Source organism: Paenibacillus sp. HWE-109, from assembly GCF_022163125.1.
Classification (GTDB): domain Bacteria; phylum Bacillota; class Bacilli; order Paenibacillales; family NBRC-103111; genus Paenibacillus_E.
The window spans coordinates 1,201,833-1,225,089 of sequence record NZ_CP091881.1; the positions used below are offsets into that span (position 1 = coordinate 1,201,833).

General features: G+C 43.9%; 17 protein-coding genes and 1 pseudogene. 15 read left to right on the forward strand and 3 right to left on the reverse strand.

The features are described from left to right. Positions 1-112 precede the first annotated feature (112 nt). The 11 genes and pseudogenes from LOZ80_RS04975 to LOZ80_RS39400 all read left to right on the forward strand — a co-directional run. Positions 113-1,471, forward strand: coding sequence for an ABC transporter substrate-binding protein (locus LOZ80_RS04975; protein WP_238170383.1), 1,359 nt, complete (start codon positions 113-115; stop codon positions 1,469-1,471). Between the two features lie 16 nt (positions 1,472-1,487). Next, entirely contained in the window at positions 1,488-2,357 is an 870-nt protein-coding gene (locus tag LOZ80_RS04980) for a carbohydrate ABC transporter permease (RefSeq protein WP_238170384.1), read from the forward strand. Between the two features lie 11 nt (positions 2,358-2,368). Further along, positions 2,369-3,190, forward strand: coding sequence for a carbohydrate ABC transporter permease (locus LOZ80_RS04985; protein WP_238170385.1), 822 nt, complete (start codon positions 2,369-2,371; stop codon positions 3,188-3,190). 40 nt (positions 3,191-3,230) lie between these two features. Next, positions 3,231-4,052 carry a hypothetical protein gene (locus tag LOZ80_RS04990; RefSeq protein WP_238170386.1) on the forward strand — a complete coding sequence of 274 codons (822 nt, stop codon included), beginning with the start codon at positions 3,231-3,233 and terminating at the stop codon, positions 4,050-4,052. A gap of 19 nt (positions 4,053-4,071) precedes the next feature. After that, positions 4,072-4,821 (forward strand): amidohydrolase family protein, encoded by a 750-nt coding sequence (locus LOZ80_RS04995; protein WP_238170387.1) that lies wholly within the window; start codon positions 4,072-4,074, stop codon positions 4,819-4,821. Next, on the forward strand, positions 4,821-5,756 hold the full coding sequence (locus tag LOZ80_RS05000; RefSeq protein WP_238170388.1) for an amidohydrolase family protein: 936 nt from the start codon (positions 4,821-4,823) through the stop codon (positions 5,754-5,756). Before LOZ80_RS04995 ends, LOZ80_RS05000 begins: the two co-directional genes overlap by 1 nt. Continuing rightward, the gene (locus LOZ80_RS05005) at positions 5,753-6,739 is read left to right on the forward strand and encodes a zinc-dependent alcohol dehydrogenase (RefSeq protein WP_238170389.1); all 987 of its coding nucleotides are present in this window, start codon (positions 5,753-5,755) and stop codon (positions 6,737-6,739) included. The genes LOZ80_RS05000 and LOZ80_RS05005 overlap by 4 nt, the downstream gene beginning before the upstream one ends. Positions 6,740-6,793: 54 nt before the next feature. Continuing rightward, positions 6,794-7,492, forward strand: coding sequence for a PIG-L deacetylase family protein (locus LOZ80_RS05010; RefSeq protein ID WP_238172898.1), 699 nt, complete (start codon positions 6,794-6,796; stop codon positions 7,490-7,492). A gap of 21 nt (positions 7,493-7,513) precedes the next feature. Beyond that, the gene (locus tag LOZ80_RS05015) at positions 7,514-8,464 is read left to right on the forward strand and encodes a sugar phosphate isomerase family (protein ID WP_238170390.1); all 951 of its coding nucleotides are present in this window, start codon (positions 7,514-7,516) and stop codon (positions 8,462-8,464) included. Between the two features lie 65 nt (positions 8,465-8,529). After that, entirely contained in the window at positions 8,530-12,210 is a 3,681-nt protein-coding gene (locus tag LOZ80_RS05020) for an RCC1 domain-containing protein (protein ID WP_238170391.1), read from the forward strand. A 45-nt stretch (positions 12,211-12,255) separates the two neighbouring features. Next, a pseudogene (locus LOZ80_RS39400) lies at positions 12,256-12,421 on the forward strand (transposase zinc-binding domain-containing protein); the annotation flags it as partial. A gap of 610 nt (positions 12,422-13,031) precedes the next feature. Here LOZ80_RS39400 and LOZ80_RS05025 read toward each other — a convergent pair. Both LOZ80_RS05025 and LOZ80_RS05030 read right to left on the reverse strand, forming a co-directional pair. Next, positions 13,032-14,234 carry a response regulator gene (locus LOZ80_RS05025; protein WP_238170392.1) on the reverse strand — a complete coding sequence of 401 codons (1,203 nt, stop codon included), beginning with the start codon at positions 14,232-14,234 and terminating at the stop codon, positions 13,032-13,034. Further along, positions 14,212-16,029 (reverse strand): cache domain-containing sensor histidine kinase, encoded by a 1,818-nt coding sequence (locus LOZ80_RS05030; protein WP_238170393.1) that lies wholly within the window; start codon positions 16,027-16,029, stop codon positions 14,212-14,214. Before LOZ80_RS05030 ends, LOZ80_RS05025 begins: the two co-directional genes overlap by 23 nt. 312 nt (positions 16,030-16,341) lie before the next feature. Between LOZ80_RS05030 and LOZ80_RS05035 the strand changes: the two genes are divergently transcribed. The 4 genes from LOZ80_RS05035 to LOZ80_RS05050 all read left to right on the forward strand — a co-directional run bounded on the left by LOZ80_RS05035 (position 16,342) and on the right by LOZ80_RS05050 (position 22,584). After that, a complete protein-coding gene (locus LOZ80_RS05035; protein ID WP_238170394.1) occupies positions 16,342-17,268 on the forward strand; it encodes an ABC transporter permease in 927 nt (308 codons plus the stop codon). Positions 17,269-17,289: 21 nt separating this feature from the next. After that, positions 17,290-18,156, forward strand: coding sequence for a carbohydrate ABC transporter permease (locus tag LOZ80_RS05040; protein ID WP_238170395.1), 867 nt, complete (start codon positions 17,290-17,292; stop codon positions 18,154-18,156). A 51-nt stretch (positions 18,157-18,207) separates the two neighbouring features. Next, positions 18,208-19,758 carry an extracellular solute-binding protein gene (locus tag LOZ80_RS05045; RefSeq protein ID WP_238170396.1) on the forward strand — a complete coding sequence of 517 codons (1,551 nt, stop codon included), beginning with the start codon at positions 18,208-18,210 and terminating at the stop codon, positions 19,756-19,758. 96 nt (positions 19,759-19,854) lie between these two features. Then, positions 19,855-22,584 (forward strand): alpha-mannosidase, encoded by a 2,730-nt coding sequence (locus LOZ80_RS05050; RefSeq protein WP_238170397.1) that lies wholly within the window; start codon positions 19,855-19,857, stop codon positions 22,582-22,584. A 111-nt stretch (positions 22,585-22,695) separates the two neighbouring features. Here LOZ80_RS05050 and LOZ80_RS05055 read toward each other — a convergent pair whose 3' ends face one another. Then, a complete protein-coding gene (locus tag LOZ80_RS05055) occupies positions 22,696-23,160 on the reverse strand; it encodes a protease inhibitor I9 family protein (protein WP_238170398.1) in 465 nt (154 codons plus the stop codon). Between the last annotated feature and the right edge of the window lie 97 nt (positions 23,161-23,257).

The window sequence follows — 23,257 nt, forward strand, 5'->3', positions numbered from 1 at the left end:
CCACCTAATATTATGGTATAGGTAAGGTACATATACCTTTTATTTTATCACAATTATCCCATTCTGCATAGGGATGTGTGGTGCCAAAAACTATTTTGGAGGGGGAACGTCAATGCGTAAATTATCAGGGGTCTTATCGGTTGTTGTATTAGCAAGTATGTTTTTATCGGCATGCAGTAAGGAGAAAGACGTGGTTAGTTCTACCGAGAAAACGGGGAAGCAAACTGTAAGCGCTTCCGGAAAAGAAGTTCCTATCAAACTATGGATTTATCCAATGATGAATGGGAAAAACGGCGACGGGAATGGAAATCCGGACGATTGGGCCAAAGAGTATGCTCGTCAGTTCAAAGAAAAACATCCGAATGTGAATGTTTCTGTAGAACTGCTCGATTGGGCAGGAGGAACGGAGAAAATTGATGTTTCCATAGCAGCTGGGTCACCACCGGATTTGGTATATACGATTAATAATTTCGGCGGGGTAACGAAGTATGGGAAAATGGGGGTATTGGAACCCATTGATCCTTTCCTGGAGCAAGCGGATTGGAATGACTACTCGGAAGCGGTCAAAGGAGCAATGAAGTACAAAGATAAAACGTATTTATGGCCATGGTTGAAATTGGTGTCAGGCATCGCTATTAATATGGATCTGTTTAAAGAAAGAAATGCTGTGGATTTACTCCCGCTCAATCGCCCTCTTAGGGATTGGACATTCGAAGAATTTACTAAAGCAGCTCAAGCCACGACATTCAGCAGAAGCAACGGAAGCAAGCCTGATGTTTATGGCACTGGGGTATGGGCGAAGGATGCGCCTTACTATATGTACTTCAATGGCGTGGCCAACGGAGGGAATGTGACGAATAGCAGTTTTGACAAAACGACGATTACTGACCCCAAATTTGTGGAAGGTGTTCAATTTAGTGTCGACCTGGCTAATAAGTACAAGGTATCACCACCAGGGGCAGCGGGACTTACTGTAACCAATGTGAACGACATGTTTTTAAATCAGCAAGTTGCGATGTATCCGAGTTTCTCCAATATTACGGATCAAGTGAAGAAAGCACCGAAGCCGTTTGAGGTCGCTTTTGTCGCTCCGCCTCATGGTCCAGGTCAAGAGACAACAGCGTGGAACAATGTGGGTGGATTTATCGCTTTCAAGCAGAAGGATGAAGAGAAGAAAAAGCTCGTGATGGAATTTGCCAAATTCATAACGAACACGGAGAACTCCAAAATCGTAAAGACAATTGCTGTATTTCCCGCGCGTAATTCAACAGGTAATTTATACGGTGATGATCCGGTTATGAGTTATTTTGATAAACTGTCCAACTATGGTAATTCGCTGTTCTCCAGAGCATTTGGTATGGCACCTGTTGCCGACTGGGAAATCGAATTTCAGGCTAATTTGACGGGGGCAAGATCTGTTAAAGATAGTTTAGGTAATCTTGAAAAAACGATTCAAAAAGAATTGAAATAGGAATAGGAGAAGTCTAATGTCTCGTTTCCGCACTTACATTCCTGCTTATCTCTTTTTATTGCCATCATGCTTGTTATTCTTTTGCTTCATGTTTCTGCCTATTTTTAAAGGGGTGCAATTAAGTTTTCAAAAATGGACGGTTGCCGGATATGAGTGGGTAGGCCTGGCCAATTATCAGAAGATATTCGCAGACGCTTCATTCTGGAAATCTCTCTATATTACTGGCGTCTATGCCTTGGCTACAGTCGCACTGGGGCTATTCATATCTTTGCTTGTTGCTTTTTTGATCGATCCATTATCCAGCAAGGTACAGGGATTTTTCAAAGCAGCTTTCTATTTGCCAAGTGTGGCGCCGATTGTGATTGTATCCATTTTGTGGGGGTGGCTGTACAACCCATCTTTCGGATTATTCAATTATATATTAGATAAATTTCATTTTGAGCCTGTTCTATGGCTTGGTGATCCTAACATCGCGCTTATTTCTATCATGATCATGACACTTGCTGTTGGTCAAGGCCCCAATATATTAATACTGGCGGCTTCACTTGGTGGAGTTCCGAAGGATTACCAAGAAGCCGCGCGAATTGACGGAGCGAATCTTATTCAGGAAATCGTTTATATCAAAATACCGATGCTAAAGCCTACTTTAACTTACTTGGTTGTTGTGAATACCGTCGGCTCGTTTCAAGTTTTTGCACCTATTTATCTCATGACTTCCGGTGGGCCCAATGGATCAACGAAAACAATAGGTTTTCTTATTTATGAAAATGCGTTTAAAAAATTCGATTTTGGTGTGGCTTCCGCTCAGGCAGTTATTTTGCTGATCCTTGTCATGATCATCGCAGTCATCCAGTTTCGTTCGATGTCGAGCGATCTAGAGTATTAGGAGGAGAAGCTATGCGAAAATTTAATCTGCCGACAATTGCGAGTGTTCTGCTCTTAACCATATGGGCGTTGCTCCTATTGTTTCCTTTTTACTGGATGTTTCTAAATGCGTTCAAACCGACTACGTCAGTTATTCAAACACCTCCAGACTTATCTTGGGTCAACTTGACCATTGGAAATTTCAAGAAGCTCACATTGGAGCCCATTAGTTGGGCTTGGACCTTTAATAGTTTTCTTGTTGCTATAAGTGGGATGATCGGCAATGTGATTTTATGTTCTATGGCGGGCTATGCTTTTGCTAAAAAGAAGTTTCCAGGAAAAAGGCTGATTTTTTGGTTTATTATCAGCATTATGATGACATCGACACAAGTTATTATGGTTCCACTTTTTATTTTGATTAGGGATATGGGGCTATTAAATACTTATTTCGGTTTAATCCTACCTATCTTGGTATCACCGTTTGCTGTTTTTCTTACCAAGCAATTCATGCAAACCATTCCTGGAGAACTTATTTCTTCTGCCAAGATGGATGGCTGTTCGGAGTGGCGCATTTTCTACAGTATTATTCTTCCCATTTCCAAACCTGTGTTGGCTATAGTGGCTATATTTGGTTTCATTACACAATGGAATGATTTCCTTTGGCCGCTTTTGGCGACGGAGTCGCGCGATATGAGGACTTTACAGGTTGGGCTTGCATCCATGCAATTACAAAATGTAGATTATGGGCTGGTTCTCGCTGGCTCTGTATGGACAATGATCCCTGTTATCGTTTTGTTTGTTTCGTTTCAACGTTTTTTTGTCAGAGGCATTACGATTGGCGCAGTAAAGGGTTAAATGCTATGGAAGCAGCGGGCCCAAACAGGAGGCGATTGAGATGAAAATCACCGTTCCGACCAACTATTATAATCAGTTCGATGCTGATTTTACTATGGAAGTTCCAGGTGAAGGATATGGTGGCTGGAAGAAAACCGATCTTGAATTGAATACAGAACGAACCGCACTTGTTGTCTTGCATGCTTGGGATGCTGGCACACAGGAGCAATTCCCTGGTTGGCATCGAGCAGTGGAGTATTTTCCAAGGGCGGATGAAATTTGTGCCCATATTTTGCCAGATCTAATGAAAGTATGCCGAAATCATGATATTACGGTCTTGCATGTCATTGAACCGGCAGGCACGTATTATCAAGCGTACCCAGGGTATCAAAGAGCCGTAAAGCTAGCTGGCGCAGAGAGCCTGCCTCTTGAACAAATCGAGAAAGATGAAACCTTGCGCAGACTGGAACATTTTAAAACAGAAGAAGCTTTTCCAGGGAAGCACAATCTGGAGGATATCCAACGAGGCTTCAGCAGACTGGATATTCCTACCAGCGTGAGACCAGAAGGAGATGAAGGGGTCGCCGCTACCTCTGAGCAGCTATTTGCTTTATGTAAGGAAAAGGGAATTAATCATTTGATTTACGCAGGCTTTGCCCTTAATGCATGCATAATGCTAAATCCGGGCGGGATGATAGATATGCGGCGAAGGGGGATATTCTGTTCTGCCGTTTCACAGGCTGTTACCGCTGTTGAGAACAAAGAAACGGCTTCTGGACAATTGGCAAAACAACTATCTCTTTGGCAGGTTGCGCTCTTTTTTGGACTTGTCTACGATGTTGATGATTTGGTTCATGCGATTCAAAATAAGCAAGATTGCTGACTCGGATGGAGAGGAGAAAATGAAAATGATTGACGCCCACATACATCTGTCGGGTTCTGATTTACATCCGAATACCTTAGCCGAAGGGGAACGTCTAGGAATTCGTCTCTTTATCGGAAGCAGTCTTGGTAATTTCCAACTACAGCCTTCTATTGAAGAAGTTGTTAAAGCCAACGATGACATGGTTTCTGTCATGAAGCGTAATTTGAACCGGGTATCTGGCTATTGTTATGTCAATCCAAGACATGGCGAGCAAGCGGTTTCGGATTTTCGTCATCGCATCGAGAGAGACGCAATGGTTGGAATGAAGCTGTGGGTAGCCACATATTGTAATGATCCTTTGGTATTTCCCTTTGTTGAACAGGCAATTGCCTATCGAGTTCCTATTTTGATCCACACTTGGCGCAAAACGGTTAGTCAACTTCCGTATGAGTCAACAGCTGTGCATGTTGCTGATTTGGCTGCACGCTACCCTGAAGCCACGATTATTATGGCTCATATGGGGGGGCAGGTAGAAAGCGCAATGAATACAATTGCCTCCTACACAAACATTAGGGTAGACACATCAGGCACACCAGTTGGAGCCGCTGAGGTTGCAATCGCAATAGAACGACTTGGCGTTGATCGCGTCATTTTTGGCTCTGATCTTCCAATAGCTTGTTTAGCCAGCAATATGGGAAAAGTTATTGGAGCTGGGTTAAGCCCTGAGCAGCTGGAGCTTGTAATGGGTGGAAATATAGAAAGAATTCTGGCAGAGGGGATCAGATAGTGCAAACGACAGACATTACGCAATATAAATATGCACTGCCGAGCCTTACAAAACTATTTGCGAAGTTTACGGAACAAAAGGCAATTGATACGACTGCATTTCTTGGTCAATGGCCTACCCGTTATCAGTCTAATGCCTCGGCAGCGGATCTAACCGTTATGATGGACCATTTGGATTTGGCTGGTGTATGTGTTAGCCATATTGCTTCCATTCATGGTCATGATACAAGATCGGGAAATGAGGCATTATGGAGAGAATGCGAAGCGGATAGGCGTCTATGGCCGTTCGCTATTCTCAATCCAACCGAACCCGGATGGAGGGAAGAATTGGCGTGGGCTACCAGCAGTGGCGCATATGGTGTGCGTTTGCTGCCTGGGTTTCATCATTATGATATGGATCATCCTGAAGCAAAGGCGCTTGCCCAGGCTGTTCGCCATACAGGGCTGCCCCTGCAAGTATGCTTGCGATTGCAGGACGAAAGATTGCAGCATCCGTGTTATAAAGTAGAACCTCTTTCAACTCATGCGATTGTGAAACTCGCGATAGACCTTGAGGGTCATCCCTTGCTTGTAAGTGGAATACGTGAATATGAATGGGATGAAATCTGGCGACAGCTGCCCTCTGAGCTGCAGAGTGGGCAGATCCTGTTTGATCTCTGGTATTGCAAAAGTCCAATATCCGTTATCGCTTCCTTGTGCCAGCGTGGCGGAGCGGGAGCATTTGTTTATGGTTCTTGCGTTCCGCTGCATATACCGGAAGCTACGGTGTTGCAGTTAGCAGCCGCTGAAATTTCTGAAGAGGAGCGCTATGCCTTAAGCCGTGGAAACGCTTTGCGTTTTCTTGGCTTGTCGCAACAAACAACCGAATCAATGGGTATCGACAATGTAAAGGGAGATCCCACATACGGTTTAGTAATTAGGGAGGAAGCTCGGTGAAAGCAGCAAAAAGCGAGAACGGACAAGTTGCCATAATCGATAGTTCAATACCTGAGCTTACAGATATGTCTATTCTGGTACAGACAGAATATTCAGCTCTCAGTTCTGGAACCGAGCTTATGGTTGTGCAACAAAAGATCAATACTTTTCTAGGATACAGTGCAACTGGACTAGTTCGTGAAGTAGGTTCCAGAATAACAGATATAAAGATCGGCCAACGCATAGCATGTTATGGTGTTCCAACGCATGCTGAGTTTTTTGTGGCACACAAGCCGCATGTTTCAATCGTTCCGGAGCATGTTGACCCCCAGGAAGCAGCTTTCGCAGGTATTGCGACAATTGCGATTCAGGCTTTGCGGCAAGCAGATTTACGTTTTGGCGAGTCAGTTGTCGTATTGGGCCTCGGTTTGTTGGGGCAGATGGTTGTGCAAATTGCCCAGGCAGCAGCCTATCATGTCATTGGCGCAGATCTGATGGAAGAACGTTGTGCGATCGCTGAACAAATGGGCATACATGCTGCGTGTCGTTCCAATGATGAAGTCAAAGCATATATAGATCAAATAACGAAGGGTAAAGGTGTGGACTGCGTCATTATTTGTGCAAGCTCCAAAACCGATCGGCTCATTGATCAAGGTTTGGCATGGATCCGAGATAGAGGGAAAATTGTCATTCTTGGAGATACAGATACGGAGTTTGACCGCAATGCCATGTTTTATAAAGAAGCGCAGATAACGATTTCAAGAGCTGGTGGACCGGGACGTTATGATGAGTCTTATGAGAAACAAGGTCATGATTATCCTTACGGCTTCGTTCGCTGGACAATGAATCGCAATTTAGGCGAATTTATTCGGTTGCTTTCTGAACATAAATTGAATATTAAGCCACTGATTACAGGGATTTATAAACTTGAAGAAATCGAAAATGTGTATGCAGCTACACGAAACTCGCCCCAATTCTCGATGGGGAATTTGATTGCATTCTAATTCTTAGAAGCAGGAAAAAATTAAAACTGGACAAAGGTAGGGATGACGTTGAAAGTGCTTGCAATTGGCTGCCACCCGGATGATATTGAAATTAGTTGTGCAGGTACGTTAGCTAAATATAAGAAGCTGGGGCATGACGTTATATTATGTCACGTTGCTAATGGCAATAAGGGGCATTTGATCATTCCGAGCGAAGAATTAAGGGATATTAGGAAGAATGAAGCGATATCTTCCGGCAAGGTTATAGATGCGGAAGTAATCAGTTTGGATATGCCTGATCTTGAAATCTACGGGGATGATAAGAGAGCTAGGGATACAGTAGTGGATGTCATTCGCTATGTAAAGCCGGATATCATTATTACTCATTATCCAGATGATTACATGCCTGACCATGTTGCTGTAAGCAAGCTCGTCTTCGATGCCAGTTTCTCGGCGTCAGTCCCTTACTATAAGACTAGTCAAGAGGCTCATACGCTTAATACGCCAATTTACTATATGGATACTTTAGCAGGTATACGCTTTAACCCTGAAGATTACGTGGATATAACCGAGACGATGGAATTAAAGCTGGAGATGCTGAATCAGCATCAAAGTCAAATGAAATGGTTGCTAGAGCACGACAACATAGATCTTAGTGAGTTTGTTACAGCGGGATCTCGTTTCCGTGGACTGCAATGCGGAGTGAAATATGCGGAAGGATTTATTCCTTGTCGTGTATGGGGCAAGGTGAGGACAGGACATTTATTACCTTAGAAGAGGAGAGGTGCAAGACACATGGATTTTTTAACAACAGTTAAGGGCTCACTGATGGATGGTTTTTTTCCTCAGGGATGGGATTTGCGTAAAATCGATGATTGCTGTGTTCAGGCACCGGAGACGATTACAGATCGACAATCGTTCTGGCATCATGGATTTAACCCTGTCGTTTGTCATGATGTAACTGAATTCGATATGAAGATGGGGCATGAAATTGCGAAGGAAATTCGCAGAAGCAAAGAATTGGGACAGAAGCTGGCGATCATTTTGCCGGTTGGGCCAATGGGGATGTACAAATGGGCGGTTTATTTCTTGCAGGAATGGAATGTTGATGCTCATCATGTATATGGCTTTAATATGGACGAGTGGAGTGATTGTGAAGGGAACACACTAGATCAGGCAGATCCCGGTTCTTTTCAATATGCCATGGAGCAAGCATTTTATGGTCCACTCGGTCCATTGACGGTTCCTGTTTCTCAACGTAATTTTGCGACTAAAGAGAACCTTCCAACTTATTTGGATAAAATTACGGAATTAAAAGGCGAGGGAGCAAGACTCATCGTTGTTTTTGGGATTGGCCGGATGTGTCACATTGCCTTCTGGGAGCCGCATTTTGCAGCCGAATATGAGTCTGTGGATCTCTGGCGAAAGGCGACGCATCGACTTGGGGCAAAACTCCATCCGCTAACCATTGAACAGAACGCGATTACAAGCTTTAAAAGCAGAACAACGCTGGTTCCCTGTTATGCGAATACAATAGGTCCTGGGCTATTCCTTATAGCGGATCAAATTATTGGAGGCTGCGACGGAATATTCGGAAGAGGCATGCAGTGGCAAGGGATGTCATTATGGACGACGCTGCGGTATGGTCCTGATCCATGGATTCCTTCGACCTATATGCCAACATTGCCCGGGAAATTATTTTTCATGAAAGATTTGGCTGGTCCGCTAGTTGCAGAATGCAATTAATTCCATATAAAGTTTCACGATAAAAGGATTGAAAAAATACTAATGGATAATGGAGGCGATTAATTATGATCAAGTCTGCCAGAATATCGAGGTTGGTATTATCCGTTTTCGTGCTTTCATATGTCTTTACTCTTTTTCTTCCATCGGCTCATGCCCTTAACTATGATGTCACTACGAAAGCTTCGTTCGATGCGCTTGATAGCACCATCAACGGCGGGAATGGCGTTATTAAGCCGAACGATGAAGGAACGAGCGACTTGGCTTGGGCGGAAGGTCCCATTCTTGCTTCTTACATATCGATGTACAAGCAATATGCGGATACGGCCTATTTAAACAAGTTTATCACTCAAGCCGATCAAGTATTGAATTTAAGGGATTCGGTTCGCGGCAAAAGCGATTACCGCGGACTGTCGAAGCCTACATGGCCGGCTGCCACGCGTTTTACCTCTGGCTCCACCACGCTGCTCGATGCAAACGGTGTGCCTACTTTGGAAGTCAGAAGCTCTCTTCTCTTCGATTCTTCGGAGAATGCAGTGAAAATTTCATCGGGAACGAATCCGAATACGTTCAAGCTGGAGGCATACACACGAGTCAACTCCATTGCTGCGGGAGGACTGCATTCCGCAGCCGTAAATTCGACCGGAAGAGTGTGGAATTCAGGCAATAATTACTACGGTCAATTGGCATTCGGTACGGCAAACCAAAGCCAGCCATTTCCAGCGGATGGCGTTATTGATTACTATAATGTACTCGATGTCGCCAAAGCCGTTTCAGCCGGAGAATTTCACAGCTTGGCGTTGAAAACGAACGGAACCGTGCTGAGCTGGGGGTATAACGCCTACGGTCAACTGGGGGATGGCTCGACGACCAATCGCTCAAGCGCCGTAATCGTCAACGGCTTAGCGAATGTGACCCAAATCGCTGCTGGTTATTATCATAATCTGGCTCTCAAATCGGATGGGACTGTGTGGAGCTGGGGGTATAATAACAGCGGCCAGCTTGGCGATAATTCGCTAGTCAACCGAGCAACCCCCGCACAGGTAGGATCATTAACGGGCATCATCGCCATAGCAGCGGGAGGCTACCACAGTCTGGCCTTGAAATCCGACGGTACTGTATGGGCCTGGGGATCCAATCCATTCGGACAATTGGGCGATGGAACGACTACTGATCGTTTGACGCCTGTACAAGTGAGTTCCCTGTCGAATATTACCAGCGTATCCGGCGGATTGGGACACAGTTTGGCGGTGAAAAACGATGGTACGGTTTGGAGCTGGGGACTGAATGGGAACGGACAATTAGGGAACGGAATGACAGGTACCGCGAGTTCGCCCGTTCAAGTCAGCTCGCTGAGCGGAGTGGTTCAGGTTGCTGCGGGAGGGTATCACAGCCTGGCACTGAAATCTGACAAGACAGTCTGGTCTTGGGGGGCTAATGATGTAGGGCAGCTTGGCGACGGCACGACAACGCAGCGATTGACTTTGGTTCAAGTCGTCGGATTGACGGCTAATGCCATTGCTGCAGGGAAACAGCATAACATGGCGATCACCAACGATTACCGAGCCGCTGCATGGGGGAAGAACGATTACGGGCAGCTGGGCAACAACAGTACAAGCAATGTCGGATTTCCCGTCACCTTTGCGAATATGGAACGTTCGGATATTTTCGATAATCTCACGATGGATCCGGCCAGCCCGAACTATGCGGTGAAGAAAGTAAGAGCAGGAGCTCATTGTTCGTTCGACGGCTTGACGAATGGTATATCCGTCAAGGACTTGGCTTCTAGTTCACCGCTTGCGAGCCGAAATCCGGTGAACGATTTGAAGAGCTTCGTGCCGCTGCGCATGAGCTTCCCAGTTCATACCGGCTTGTTAACGTATCCTATGGCCACGTTTGCGCGGGTTGTCTACAATACGCCTGCATTGAACGGAAATGCGACATATAAAGCTGCGGCAGACCGGTATGCTCAGGCTGCATGGGACGCGGCTTCCGAACATGATTACCAATGGGTGGAGAATGCGGCTAACGAAGGCTGGTATATCTATCCGAAGGGAGCCCCGATGTTTGTTGACGGCTCGGAAAACCAGTTCAACCACTATCTCAGCCTCGGCAAAACCTATGTGGAATTGTCGCAAATTCCAGGCCCGCACCAAGCGGACGCTCTGAATAAAGCGACAAGGATGGCCAACAGGTATAAAAACGATTTGACCTGGGATGACGTTAAAGACGCCTATGTATGGTCGTATTACCCTAAACAAAGCGCAACGTATTTGGGCTGGGATGAACGGACAAGTCCTACAATCAATCATGAAAACAATTCTTGCTGGACAGCGGATCATGACATCAATAAAATTCCGTATGCCGCGATAGAATTGGATTTTGCAGTGCTGGCCTACGATAACGGCATTGTATTCAACGAGAAAGATATGCAGCGTTTTGTTAATACGTTTACAAGAAACGTATTAACTTACGATGGAAGCGGCGTACCTAAGCTGAATTTTGCGGTTGACGGCTCAGGCGGGATCGCTCCACCGCTCCAGGAACTTTTTGCAACGCAATGGATGAAAACGGCTCCGTGGGATGACACCATTTTTCATATGTCCCGAAAGCTGTTCTCTTCGCACTCTTCTGGCGCAACACTCGCGCAATTGGCGCATTTTAACGAATTTGCCCGCATAGCGGCAACCAAAGGAAGCATATGGACATGGGGGAATAACATCTATGGACAGCTTGGTGATGGAACGACGACGCAGCGCTCGTCAGCAAGCGCACTACCCTTGCAGGGTGCGACACAAATCTCGTCCGGCGAATACCATACGGTGGAATTGAACGCTAACGGCACGGTATCTGCTTGGGGCTATAACGCATACGGTCAATTGGGAGACGGAACAATAGTTAATCGCTCGGTCCCCGTCCCGGTAAACGCATTGACGGATGTCATATCAGTGAAAGCCGGTCATTATCACAGCTTGGCGCTGAAATCGGACGGAACGGTCTGGAGTTGGGGCTTTAACAATGGCGGCCAACTTGGGGACGGGACGATGGTGAACCGCAGCAATCCCGTTCAGGTCGCCGGATTAAGCAATGTTGTGGCAATCGCCGCAGGCGGTTATCATAGTCTTGCGCTGAAATCGGACGGTACATTATGGACTTGGGGCTCGAACACTGCCGGTCAGCTTGGGGATCATACCACGGTAAATCGCTTAACTCCCGTACAAGTGACGAGTATTTCCGATATTGCAGCCATTGATGCAAGCGTAGGACACAGCATGGCTTTGAAAAAGGATGGAACGGTCTGGACCTGGGGATATAACAATAATGGGCAGTTAGGCGACGGAACTACAATTAACCGCAGCATACCCGTTCAAGCTGCGGGTGTCGCCAAGGTTACGGCTATTGCTGCAGGTGGCTATCATAGCATAGCTTTGAAGTCAAACGGAACTGTATTTGCATGGGGAGCCAACGACAAAGGTCAAATAGGGGATGGGACGAATAGCGGCCGGACTACGCCTGTTCAGGTGTCCAATCTAACCGATGTGAAAACGATTGGAGCAGGGCTCTATCACAGTGCAGCGGCCAAGTACAATAGCGGTTCATTGTGGACATGGGGCGACAACACCTACGGTCAATTGGGAGACGGAACAATCGTTAATCGCAACGCGCCTGTTCAGGCAGCCGGCATAAGTGGGATTATGCGAGTTGAAGGCGGGGCTTATTCGACAGCCGCATTCCAGTTCGCGAGATAGACGGTTTGGCATTACGTTTTTTCAGGCATTCACCTTCTTGGGTGAGTGCTTTTTTTTGATGAGAATCAGCACTGGCAAGCCTTTAAAAGCATGCATGGCAAGAAGATACGTCCCATAGTGCTGAAAGAAATCCGAAAATTTCGAGATTGTGGAGACCCAAAAAGGGTTTAAGCTGCTCGCGTGTGAAGAGTGCCACGATCTTAAGGTGGTGCACTTGGCAGAATGAGATCCTCTAGCTTAGCTATCGCGCGGAGATAAGGGAATGTGAAGCCGCGATATAGCATAATGTGTCATGAGTTATGATAGCGAGTTTGAACTACAGTGCGCTATAATTCTGAAAACTGCTATATTCCACTCCAAAGGGAACTAAGATCCGTTATTCTAGCTGAAAGTGTCATTTTCGGGAGGGTGAGGGAACTACAGTCCGCTATTTTGCCGTTTTATGGGGATCTTCTGCGTTTTCGTGGAAATAAGACCCTGTAGTTCCGCTATTACCCACGCATCCCTACTTTTTGCCTAATTAGCGTCCTCTAGTTCCCTTACAAGGTTTTGCCGCTAAGAAGAGACTGATTTATCAGGGCGCCAAGCCGCTTTTCTTATGCTATCTAGCAGGGAGTTACGTTGTTTTGTGTTCACAACCTCGAAAAATTTGACAATACCACATCATGCGCAGATATATTGTCTTCGTTTCTACGAATTGAGATAAATCGGGCGCTGTCGTCGCGCTGCAGCAACTTGTGGATTTTTCCGTTGTAAAAGGAGTGATAACGATATTTGCCTCTTTTGCCATCTTCCAAATGGATTTCTCATGAAGAAAATAATCAGGAGGAGGTCTTAGTCTGTCTGCGATATTCAGCGGGTGTAACCCCAGTGATCTCTTTAAAGACCCTTCCGAAGTGACTGGAATTAATATACCCGCTTTGAATGGCTATACTAGATACACGTTCCTCGCTTGTTTGAAGTAAATTCTTCGCATGATCTACACGCAAATTAGTCACGTAATCCCAGAAGGTGATGTGCAATTGATCCTTAAATAGATTACAGAAATGATATTTGTTGATATCCAAATGGTCGGCTATTTTCTGCAGATTAATGTCTGTCGTATAATAGCGTTTACAATAATCCACTGCTTTATCAATTAAGGCAACTTGGTGATCCGTTGAGGTTTTTGATATATTAAGATCTGGAATAACAGCAGAATGCTGCAAAGCGTCCTGGTAAGCTTCAGATAATTGCTGAGGGCGGTATTTGCTCTGGCTGGAACCTACCTGAAAAGGTTTATGGGTATAATTCATCAGGATTCGAATACAGCCTTGAATGAGATCACTATCCGTGTCCTTAGGAACATGAATCATAATGATTTCGTTAAGCTTGCGGAAAAAACTGATGCCTTGATAACCTAAAATAAACAAATGGCTGTTAATTTCCTCAGTAATGCTAATTTTAATGACTTCTTCAATTTCCTCTGCTTTTAAATTGGATCCTCCCAGCTGTAAGACACTGACTACACAGTGTTCCCAACGACTTTCTGCCATTTCTAAGAATTCATGTAAGCCAGTTGAATCCAGTTTACCAACAAGCAGCTTTTTCAAAGCGTTCTCTTCGAACAGAGGGATGGCTTTGGACAGGATGCTCTTATACCCATTCTCAGCTTCAATCTCTTTGGTGACTCGAAACACTTCCTTGATAAGTTCGCTTTGGATATAGGGCTTAAGCAAATAGCCGGATGCACCGAGCTTAAGTGCTTGGTGTGCATATTCAAATTCACCGTATGCGGTTAACAGGATAACTTTAATTGGCAGCTCTGCATGACGTATTTTATCCAAAAGCTCCAGGCCATCTAAGTTCGGCATCCGGATGTCAGAAATGATGAAGTCGGGTACCCGATTCTGAATGATCTCCCAAGCTTTGCGTCCATCTGTCGCTTCCCCCAATACTTCAATGTTGGGAAAATGGTTTTCTAGAATTTTGCGAAGCGCTTGTGTTGTCAGTGGTTCGTCATCAATTAGTAATGTCGTTAGCATCCCACACACCTCCCAATGAAATAAGTTTAGGAATAATCAGGGTAATTGTCGTTCCTTGTCCCCATTCACTCTCGATTTTTAATTTGGATTGAGAGGAGAACCTTAATGCCAAACGATTTGCAATACTCATTAGTCCGATTCTGCTTGTGCTAGAAGCTGCGGAGTAAAGCTCCTGATTGATTATGCTTAACCTTTGCTCAGTTATCCCAATCCCGTTGTCTTTAACCACAATGCGTATATGGTCAGTCTCATTTTGGATAAGCAGATTGATCATCCATGTCCCTTCTTTGCTTTCCAAGCCATGATAGAGGGAGTTTTCAAAGATAGGTTGAAGAATGAATTTGTTAATAGGGTATTCCAGTACATCATCATCGGCTTGAATAACCGATTGGAGACGTCCGGCATAACGAATATTCTGAATGCGTAAATAATTCTCAACAGAGCGTATTTCATCTTTAATTTGAACCATATCGTTCATTTGGTATAACGAATAATGCAGCATTTCTCTAAGGGAATGCGTAACCAGCTCAATATCTTGATTCCTGCCAAGTATGGACAATGACGAGATAGACTGTAAGGTATTGTAAAGGAAATGAGGGTTCATCTTGGCCTGTAAAGCACTGTACTCGGCTTCCTTCTGGAGAAGCTGTTGTTTAATAGAATCAGCAATCAGCTCCTTCATCTTATCAAGCATATTGTTTATGCCTCTATTAAGGACCATAATTTCCTCGTATTCGGTTTGACGATCAATCCGGATGTCCAACTTGCCTGTACCGACTTCCTTCATAAATGCCACTAATTTTAAGATGGGTTGGGTCGTACGAATGGTGATAATGGAAGCAAGGGCAATCGTAATGACAATCATGATAGTCAGAAGAACCAAGGTTGTATCACGAATAACAGATAGTTTCTTGTTGAACTGGGTGAAGGGAAGCATGCTTACGGTTTTCCAGCCTGTTACCGAGGAGGTTGAATAGGCGATAAGCATATTCGTTCCGTTAACCGTTCGGATCCAATATCCAGAAGTATCTTGAAATAAGCTTTCCATATCTGATTCGGTAAGGAGCAGAGTGGGGTCTGATTGATAAATCACCTGTTTTCCGTCATCTACAACAAATGATTGTATATCAAGTTGTGTTTGGATCGATTCAAAAATGTTTTTAAGCTTATTAATGTTGTAATCGAATACAGCAACACCATACAGATTAGGATTGGATGGATCATAGGCATCCTTAATGTTGGCAGCAATCGTAATTACGTTATTAAGATCGGACTTACTTCTATAGTTATCATAGTAATCAGGCTTATGAGCACCGTAGAATTTGATCTGCAAGGCATACTTGGAGTTTTTAAAATCGAACCACACTTTCTTTAAAAAAGGGGAGTCAAAGTCAATAGACTGAGCGCTATTGATGTATTGCTTGCGATGATCGTAATTGTAAATAAAGTAACCGCGTATATCGGATTTCTCCGAGAAGATATTAGTCAACAGAATGGAAATTCGCGCGCGGTCTTGTTGAGACTCATATACTCCGCCTTCTGTGATAGAGTCTTCAAGAATAGTTATTAAATTCTGATCGATGGCGAGAAAGTGGAGGGAATCCTTGATTTCATGTAAGTACACATCCAGACTCTGATTTACTTGGTTCGTAATCGATGTAGTGCTTTTGATCATCTCTTTTTTTGTAAAACTGGAGAAGGTTTGATAGCTGATAATACCGAGTACGCTGAGAGAAACACATATTAATATGGCGAAATAGAGGATGATACTTGACTTGAATGATTTAAATTTCATGAACCCACCCTCTCGAAAGCGTTCCCTTCTAGAATTTCTCGGTCCTGCTTTTGTGATCATCTCAACGTGTTCGGTTTTCTTTCAAACCATTATAGTTCTTAAAACAATGAATAACAATATAACTTGGAATGATCCCAATATTTGAATATTAACAAAATATTAGAACATAAAATTCAATTTTTATCGCGTATGAAGTTGACGTAAGCGTTTACCAAGATTAGAACAGGCTCAAAAGATTTGACTATTTTCAAATAATTAAACATCACTTACCATTGGGTAAGCGGTTACAACAAGAGAAAGGAGATGTAGAAAATGAAAATTAGCAACAGTATTGTAAGGGAGTTGTGGACAAATAGACCCTACTATTTGATGGCTCTCCCAGGCCTCTTGATCCTATTCGCTTTCTCTTACTTGCCTTACCCGGGGATTATTATCGCTTTCAAAAATTTCAATCCGATAAAGGGGATTTTTGGAAGTCCATGGAGTGGCTTGGATAATTTCAGATTTTTTCTATCCAATGGTGACTTTCTGCGGATTACATTTAATACGTTCTGGATCAATTTCAATCAAATTTTGTGGGGGACGATTCTCGCTGTAGTCTTCGCAGTTCTATTGAATGAAATTAAGAATAATGGAATGAAGAAATGGTTCCAGAGCATTCTGTTTCTGCCGTATTTCTTTTCCTTCGTCATTGTTGGGAAATTAGTCCTCTTAATTTTCAAAAATGAAAACGGGCTTGCGAACGAATGGATTGAGATTTTCCATGGAGTGCCAATTGATTGGTATACATCGCCTCAATACTGGGTGAAAATTATTGCTTCGGCGAGCATATGGAAAAATGTGGGCTATTCCGTTATTATTTATCTCGCTGTCATTACATCCATAGACGAAGAGATGATGGAAGCAGCTTCTCTGGACGGTGCTTCTCGCGTACAAAAGATTCAGTTCATTTTACTGCCAAACTTGGTTCCTACGGTCATCATTTTGACACTGCTGTCCATTGGAAGAATATTCTTCGGGGATTTTGCACTTATTTATGCAATTGTAGAGAACAATGGGCTGTTGTTTTCAACGACAGATGTAATCGACACCTATATCTACCGCGCTTTAATCAATGGCGGACAGGAATACGGCATGATTACTGCAATTGGAATTTGCCAATCTATTCTTGGCTTCCTTGTAGTCGTAGGCAGCAACTGGGCAGTTAAGAGGTATGATAAAGACTATTCCTTATTTTAAACAGCAAGAGAGGTGAATGCATTGAAGAAGAGCAAGTTTGGCTGGCTAGATATTTTCATTTATTTGGTATTCATCATCTTTTCCTTGGTTACCCTCGTCCCATTCATCTTAGCGATAATGGTCTCAATATCGGATGAGCGCTCTATCGTTCTGAATGGATACAAATTCATCCCTGATTTATTTTCATTAGATGCGTATAAGATTGTCTTTCAAGACAACATTGTGACAAATGCCTATAAAATCACCATCATCGTAACCATTGTAGGTACAGTCATCTCGTTAATCTTATCATCACTGCTCGGCTATATGATGTCCGTACAAAAAGTGAAATATCGCAACATCATTGCCCTGATCATCTTTATTCCCATTGTATTCAGCGCAGGACTCGTTCCTTGGTACATTGTAGTCACTAATTACCTCCATTTGAAAAATACGATTTGGGCCCTTATTCTGCCGATTGCGATAAATCCGTTTAATATTTTTCTGCTTAGGAATTATTACAAATCGATTTCACCAGCACTTTCAGAATCCGCAGAAATTGATGGAGCTGGCCCGTGGTTTATTTTCTATAAAATTATTACTCCGTTGTCTATGCCGATATTAGCGACTGTGGGTCTGTTCTCTTCCTTAAGTTACTGGAATGATTTCACGATGTCCCTGTGGTTAATTGATGATCGAAAGCTGTTCTCCGTTCAGTTTTTATTGTATCGGATTAATTCGATGATTGCTTATATGAGTCAGCATTCGAATGTTGCATCTGCTCGGATGCCTTCAGAAACGATTGTCTTCGCGATGTTCTTAATTACGATTGGACCGATTATTCTCGTCTATCCGTATTTGCAGAAATATTTTGTCAAAGGTATTATGGTCGGCTCAATCAAGGGTTGATTCCAAAATATCGGGCAATATATATATAATTAGAAAAAGGGAGCGAATAACATGATGAAAAGTAAGCGCTTTATGGGGAGTATAGTTGCATCTGTTGTAGTATCAACGCTATTAGTAGGTTGCAGCACGTCAAACAATGGAAATCCGCCTTCTGATTCTCCTAAAAAGTCGGAAGCGCCGGGCGCAACGAGCACGGCTGCAACAGTACCTGGGAAAGAAGTTACACTAAATATTTTATTCCCGGGAGATCCGCCGAAGGATCTGGATGCCGTTAATGCAGCTATTGCAAAGAAGCTTCAAGCAGACGGCTTAAATATGAAGCTAAACTATACTTTTGTGCCGTGGGAATCATACACGAATAAACAAAGTCTAGTTGTTGCAGCAGGGGAAAATTATGACTTAACTTGGACGCACATTTCTAATTTATCACAAGGTGCAAGCAAGAATGTGCTAATGCCTCTGGATGACCTTCTTGCAAGCAGCGGTCCCGGGTTGCTTAAAGATATTTCGGACTTTGTATGGAAAGCCGTTAAGGTGGACGGGAAAACCTATGCAATTCCTCGAGTCGTTCCGGTTGCACAAAGCAATGATACCTTCCAAATTCGCGGTGACTTACGTAAAAAGTACAACTTGCCGGAAATTAAAAGTTCATCTGATTTCGAGAAGTATCTGGAAGCTGTTAAAACCAATGATCCGACAATCACTCCACTAGCTGGGGGAGCGGGAGGACTTGTCAGAGAAATAGCACCAAGTTATTTTGCAAATGGAGATTTTACTGGAAGCTTCTTCTATATTGACGTGAATGAAACACCGCTTAAAGTCAAAAATCTATTTGCTTCAAAAGCTTATGAGCAGTATGTAAATAAAACAAGAGAATGGTATAAAAAAGGGTATCTGCCGAGTGACCCTAACATGTTCAAAGACATAAACGGAGATTTTACCAAAGGTAGAATGGCAGCGATGCCTTCTAATATCTTGCGCCCAACGGAAGTTATTGATGCACTAAAAACTAATCTTCCTAATGCAGAGCTTGAATTTGTGCAGTTTGCTTCGGATAAACCCAAATATATCTACACTAGTGCAGATAATCTGCTGTCGGTATTAGCAACAAGCAAACATCCGAAAGAAGCAGTAGCGTTCGTCAATTGGTTACACAGCAGTCAGGAAAACTATGATTTATTCTCCTTGGGTGTTAAGGATGTAAACTACAAGGCCAACGGAAATAGTGCGTCTTATGAGGGGATCTCACCCGATAAACAATATTTCCCGATTAGCTGGGCGTGGACTGATTTAAGGTATAACAAATTCAGTAAATTCATCACCCCGGCTCAACTTGATGTCATTAAAACTTGGGATAATGGGGCAGTACAAACACCACTTATTGGTTTCTCTATTAACACTGAGCCAGTAAAAGCAGAATTGGCTAAGGTTTCAGCAATTGCATCAGAGTACTCAACACAAGGTCCACTTATGAATGGGATCGTTGATTTTTCATCAGTAAAAGATAAATTCCTAAGCAGATTGAATGATGCCGGAATCGATAAGGTTCTTGCCGAATATCAGAAACAATTAGACGCCTTCTTGGCGCAACAGAAGAAGTAACTGCTTGGCGATCCCGATTCAAGCCCGCTTTACATATTAATCGGTTAAGGCCAATCGATTCGAATCGGTTGGCCTTATATTGAGAGGAGCGAAACGATGAGCACAAAGAGAACAGCACATATTATATCCCATACACACTGGGATCGGGAATGGTATTTACCTTATGAAAAGCATCATGTTCGTCTCGTAAAGCTAGTAGATACACTGCTGGACAAATTGGATCAAGATCAGCATTATCGCAGCTTCTTTTTGGACGGACAAACGATCATTCTGGAGGACTACCTTGAGGTCCGACCGGATCAAAAAGATAGATTGTCCAAATATATTCAAGACGGCCGTATTTTAATCGGTCCTTGGTACATTCTGCAGGATGCATTTTTGACTAGCGGCGAGGCCAATGTGAGAAATATACAGATTGGACACCAGGATGCCAAAAAATTTGGTGCTGTGGCGAAGATTGGCTATTTTCCAGATACGTTTGGTCTAGTGGGTCAAACGCCCCAATTGATGCAGCAGTCAGGGATTACGAATGTGTTGTTTGGCCGGGGTGTTAAGCCGACAGGCTTTAACAATACCGTTTCTGACGGTGATTACGAATCTTCGTTCTCCGAGCTGCTCTGGGAGGGACCCGATGGTTCACAGGTGCTCGGGATTCTTTTTGCCAACTGGTATAATAATGGATGGGAAATTCCTGTTGATAGCGAGGAAGCGAATGCTTATTGGAAGCAGAAGCTGGCGGATGCGGAGAAATACGCATCGATGGGCGAACTGTTATTTATGAATGGCTGCGACCATCAGCCGATTCAGCTGGATTTGCCTGAAGCGATTCAAGTCGCACGCGAGCTTTACCCGGATACAACCTTTATTCATTCCAATTTTATTGATTATTTGCAAGCTGTTCAGAGCTCCTTGAAACATGAGTTGTCTATTGTAAAAGGAGAGCTTCGCAGTCAACGTACAGACGGGTGGAATACACTGGTAAACACCGCTTCTGCTCGCGTTTACTTGAAGCAGATGAATCAACTAGGGCAAGCGATGCTGGAAAAAGTAGCTGAACCTCTGGCTGCTTTAGCACATATCCTTAAAGCCCAAGAGAAATACCCGCATCATCTGTTCACGTATGCTTGGAAAACACTGATGCAAAACCATCCGCACGACAGTATATGCGGCTGTTCTGTAGATGAAGTGCACCGGGAAATGGTGACGCGCTTCGATAAAAGCCGATATGTGGCGGAAGCGATCGTCGATGAGAGCAAACGAGTCATTGCTGAAGTTATCGATACGTCATGCTTTGCCAGGATGGGAGACAACGCGCTGCCCGTCATTGTTATGAATACATCAGGTTGGGAGCGAACCGGTGTCTTGAGTATCGAGCTAGATGCCTTGCGTTTGTATTTCCATGATGGATATACACATGAGGAAGCTAGTGATATTGTGAAGGCTGCGGATCTTTCAGGTAGGGTGCTCGTTGATGAAAATGGGAATGTCATTCCATGCGTGTCCCAAGATCTCGGACTACAATTCGGTTACGATCTGCCGGATGATAAATTCCGTCAGCCGTATATGTGCCGCAAGGTAAAGCTTACCTTTGAAGCGGAGAATGTTCCTGCATTGGGGCTGAAGGCGTATGCTTGGGTTAGAAGTGAGGCTGAGATTCCTGCTTCTTCGATCCTAGTGGGAGACCGCGTGCTTGAGAATGATTGGCTTAAGATTGAAATCGCTGATAACGGTTCATTCAACTTGACAGATAAGGTGAACGGTCGTATCTACAGGGATCTAGGCGTATATGAGAATACAGGGGATATCGGCAACGAATATATATATAAACAGCCTGCTGGCGAAACGCCGCGAACAACCTATGACGTGGCTGCACAAATTCGTGTGTTAGAGGATCATCCATTCCAGGCTTCCATTGAAATTGTGCACGACTGGGAAATTCCTGCGTCTGCTGATGAAGTACTTGAAGAAGAGCAGCGAGCTTTGGTTCATTTTAAACACCGGAAAGCACAGCGCTCGGAGCACATGGTGCCGATGCAGATTCGTACAGTTGTAATTCTGAGCCGTGGCGGTAAAGGAGTAGAAATCTCCGCTACGTTTAACAACCAAGCCAAAGACCATCGTTTGCGGATGTTGTTCCCAACCGATCTGAATACGCAAGTTCACCGCGTCGATTCCATGTTTGAAATCGCTCAGCGGGACATTGTGCCGTCAGCCAATTGGGAAAATCCAAGCAATACACAGCACCAGCAGGCATTTCTTGACATCAACGAGGCAGGAGCAGGTCTTGTTGTAGCTAACTTAGGTTTGAATGAATACGAAATTCTGCGGGATGGTCGCAATACAATTGCAGTTACGCTGCTTCGGTCGGTTGGCGAACTTGGGGACTGGGGCTTATTCCCGACACCTGAAGCGCAGTGTCAGGGCGAACATACCATCCGTATAGCCATCATTCCACATCACGGAGACGCAGTAGAGTCGGGCGCGTATGCAAATGCCTACCAGTTCCAAATTCCATGGACTTCATGCCAAACAGACATTCACGAAGGAAGCATTGCACCAACCTTCACGCCATTCCAGTGGGAAGGCAATAAGATGGCTTTCTCCTCGATGAAAATAAATGAGGGAACAAACGATTTGCTGCTTCGTTGGTACAACATGGACTTCCAAAGGACTGAATTAAAACTTAGTTCTAACCTTTCCTATAACTATTTTTACAAGAGTTCAATTATGGAAGATTTTGGGCATCGTATTGAATCTGACAAAGTTGGTCAAATGTCTCTACCCATTGGTTCTTGTGAAATTGTGACGATTGGAATTAATCGGTAATTCTTCGCTGCAGTGTTATGAATCTGCTTGAAACCAGCAAACTTTTGAGGTTGCTGGTTATTACATTTTGGTTTTTTATGTATATTCAATAGGGTCTTGAGCAATCTCCGCTTAGTTTATAGATATCGGTGAATCAAGCTCAATGAGGGTAACAACCGGGAGATCTTTCAATGCAAGAATCTGCTCCTTGGTTAAGCTGGCAGCGAACCCTTTAAAACCTTCAAAATCGTATTTGTATATTGTATGGAACGCGCCGATTTGCTTTTCTAAACGGTCATAAACCTGATCGTCCGCTAAACTGTCAAGCAATACAATGGAAGGAAAACGGTCTGATTTCCCCGCTTTTTCTATTTTCGCCAGAAAATCAAGGGAAATTTTAACTGGCTCTATTGGCAAAATGTGCATTTCGTCATTGGAATCGACAGGTAAAATATGCATTTCATTTCCGGAATCGATCGGAAGTATGCGTACTTCATCCTTTGCTGCATAGGATGGAGCGGCTGTTGGAACTAATAAAACCGCTCCAACCAAGGTGAATACGAAAGCTCTTTGTAACAAACCTTTTTTCATGTTCATTTCTTTTCCTCCAAAATGTTTTTTCGTTTGTTGTCAAACGTTCATTTACATAAACGCCGTATCCGGGGAAAAGGTTGCAACTGATGTATTCTCGATC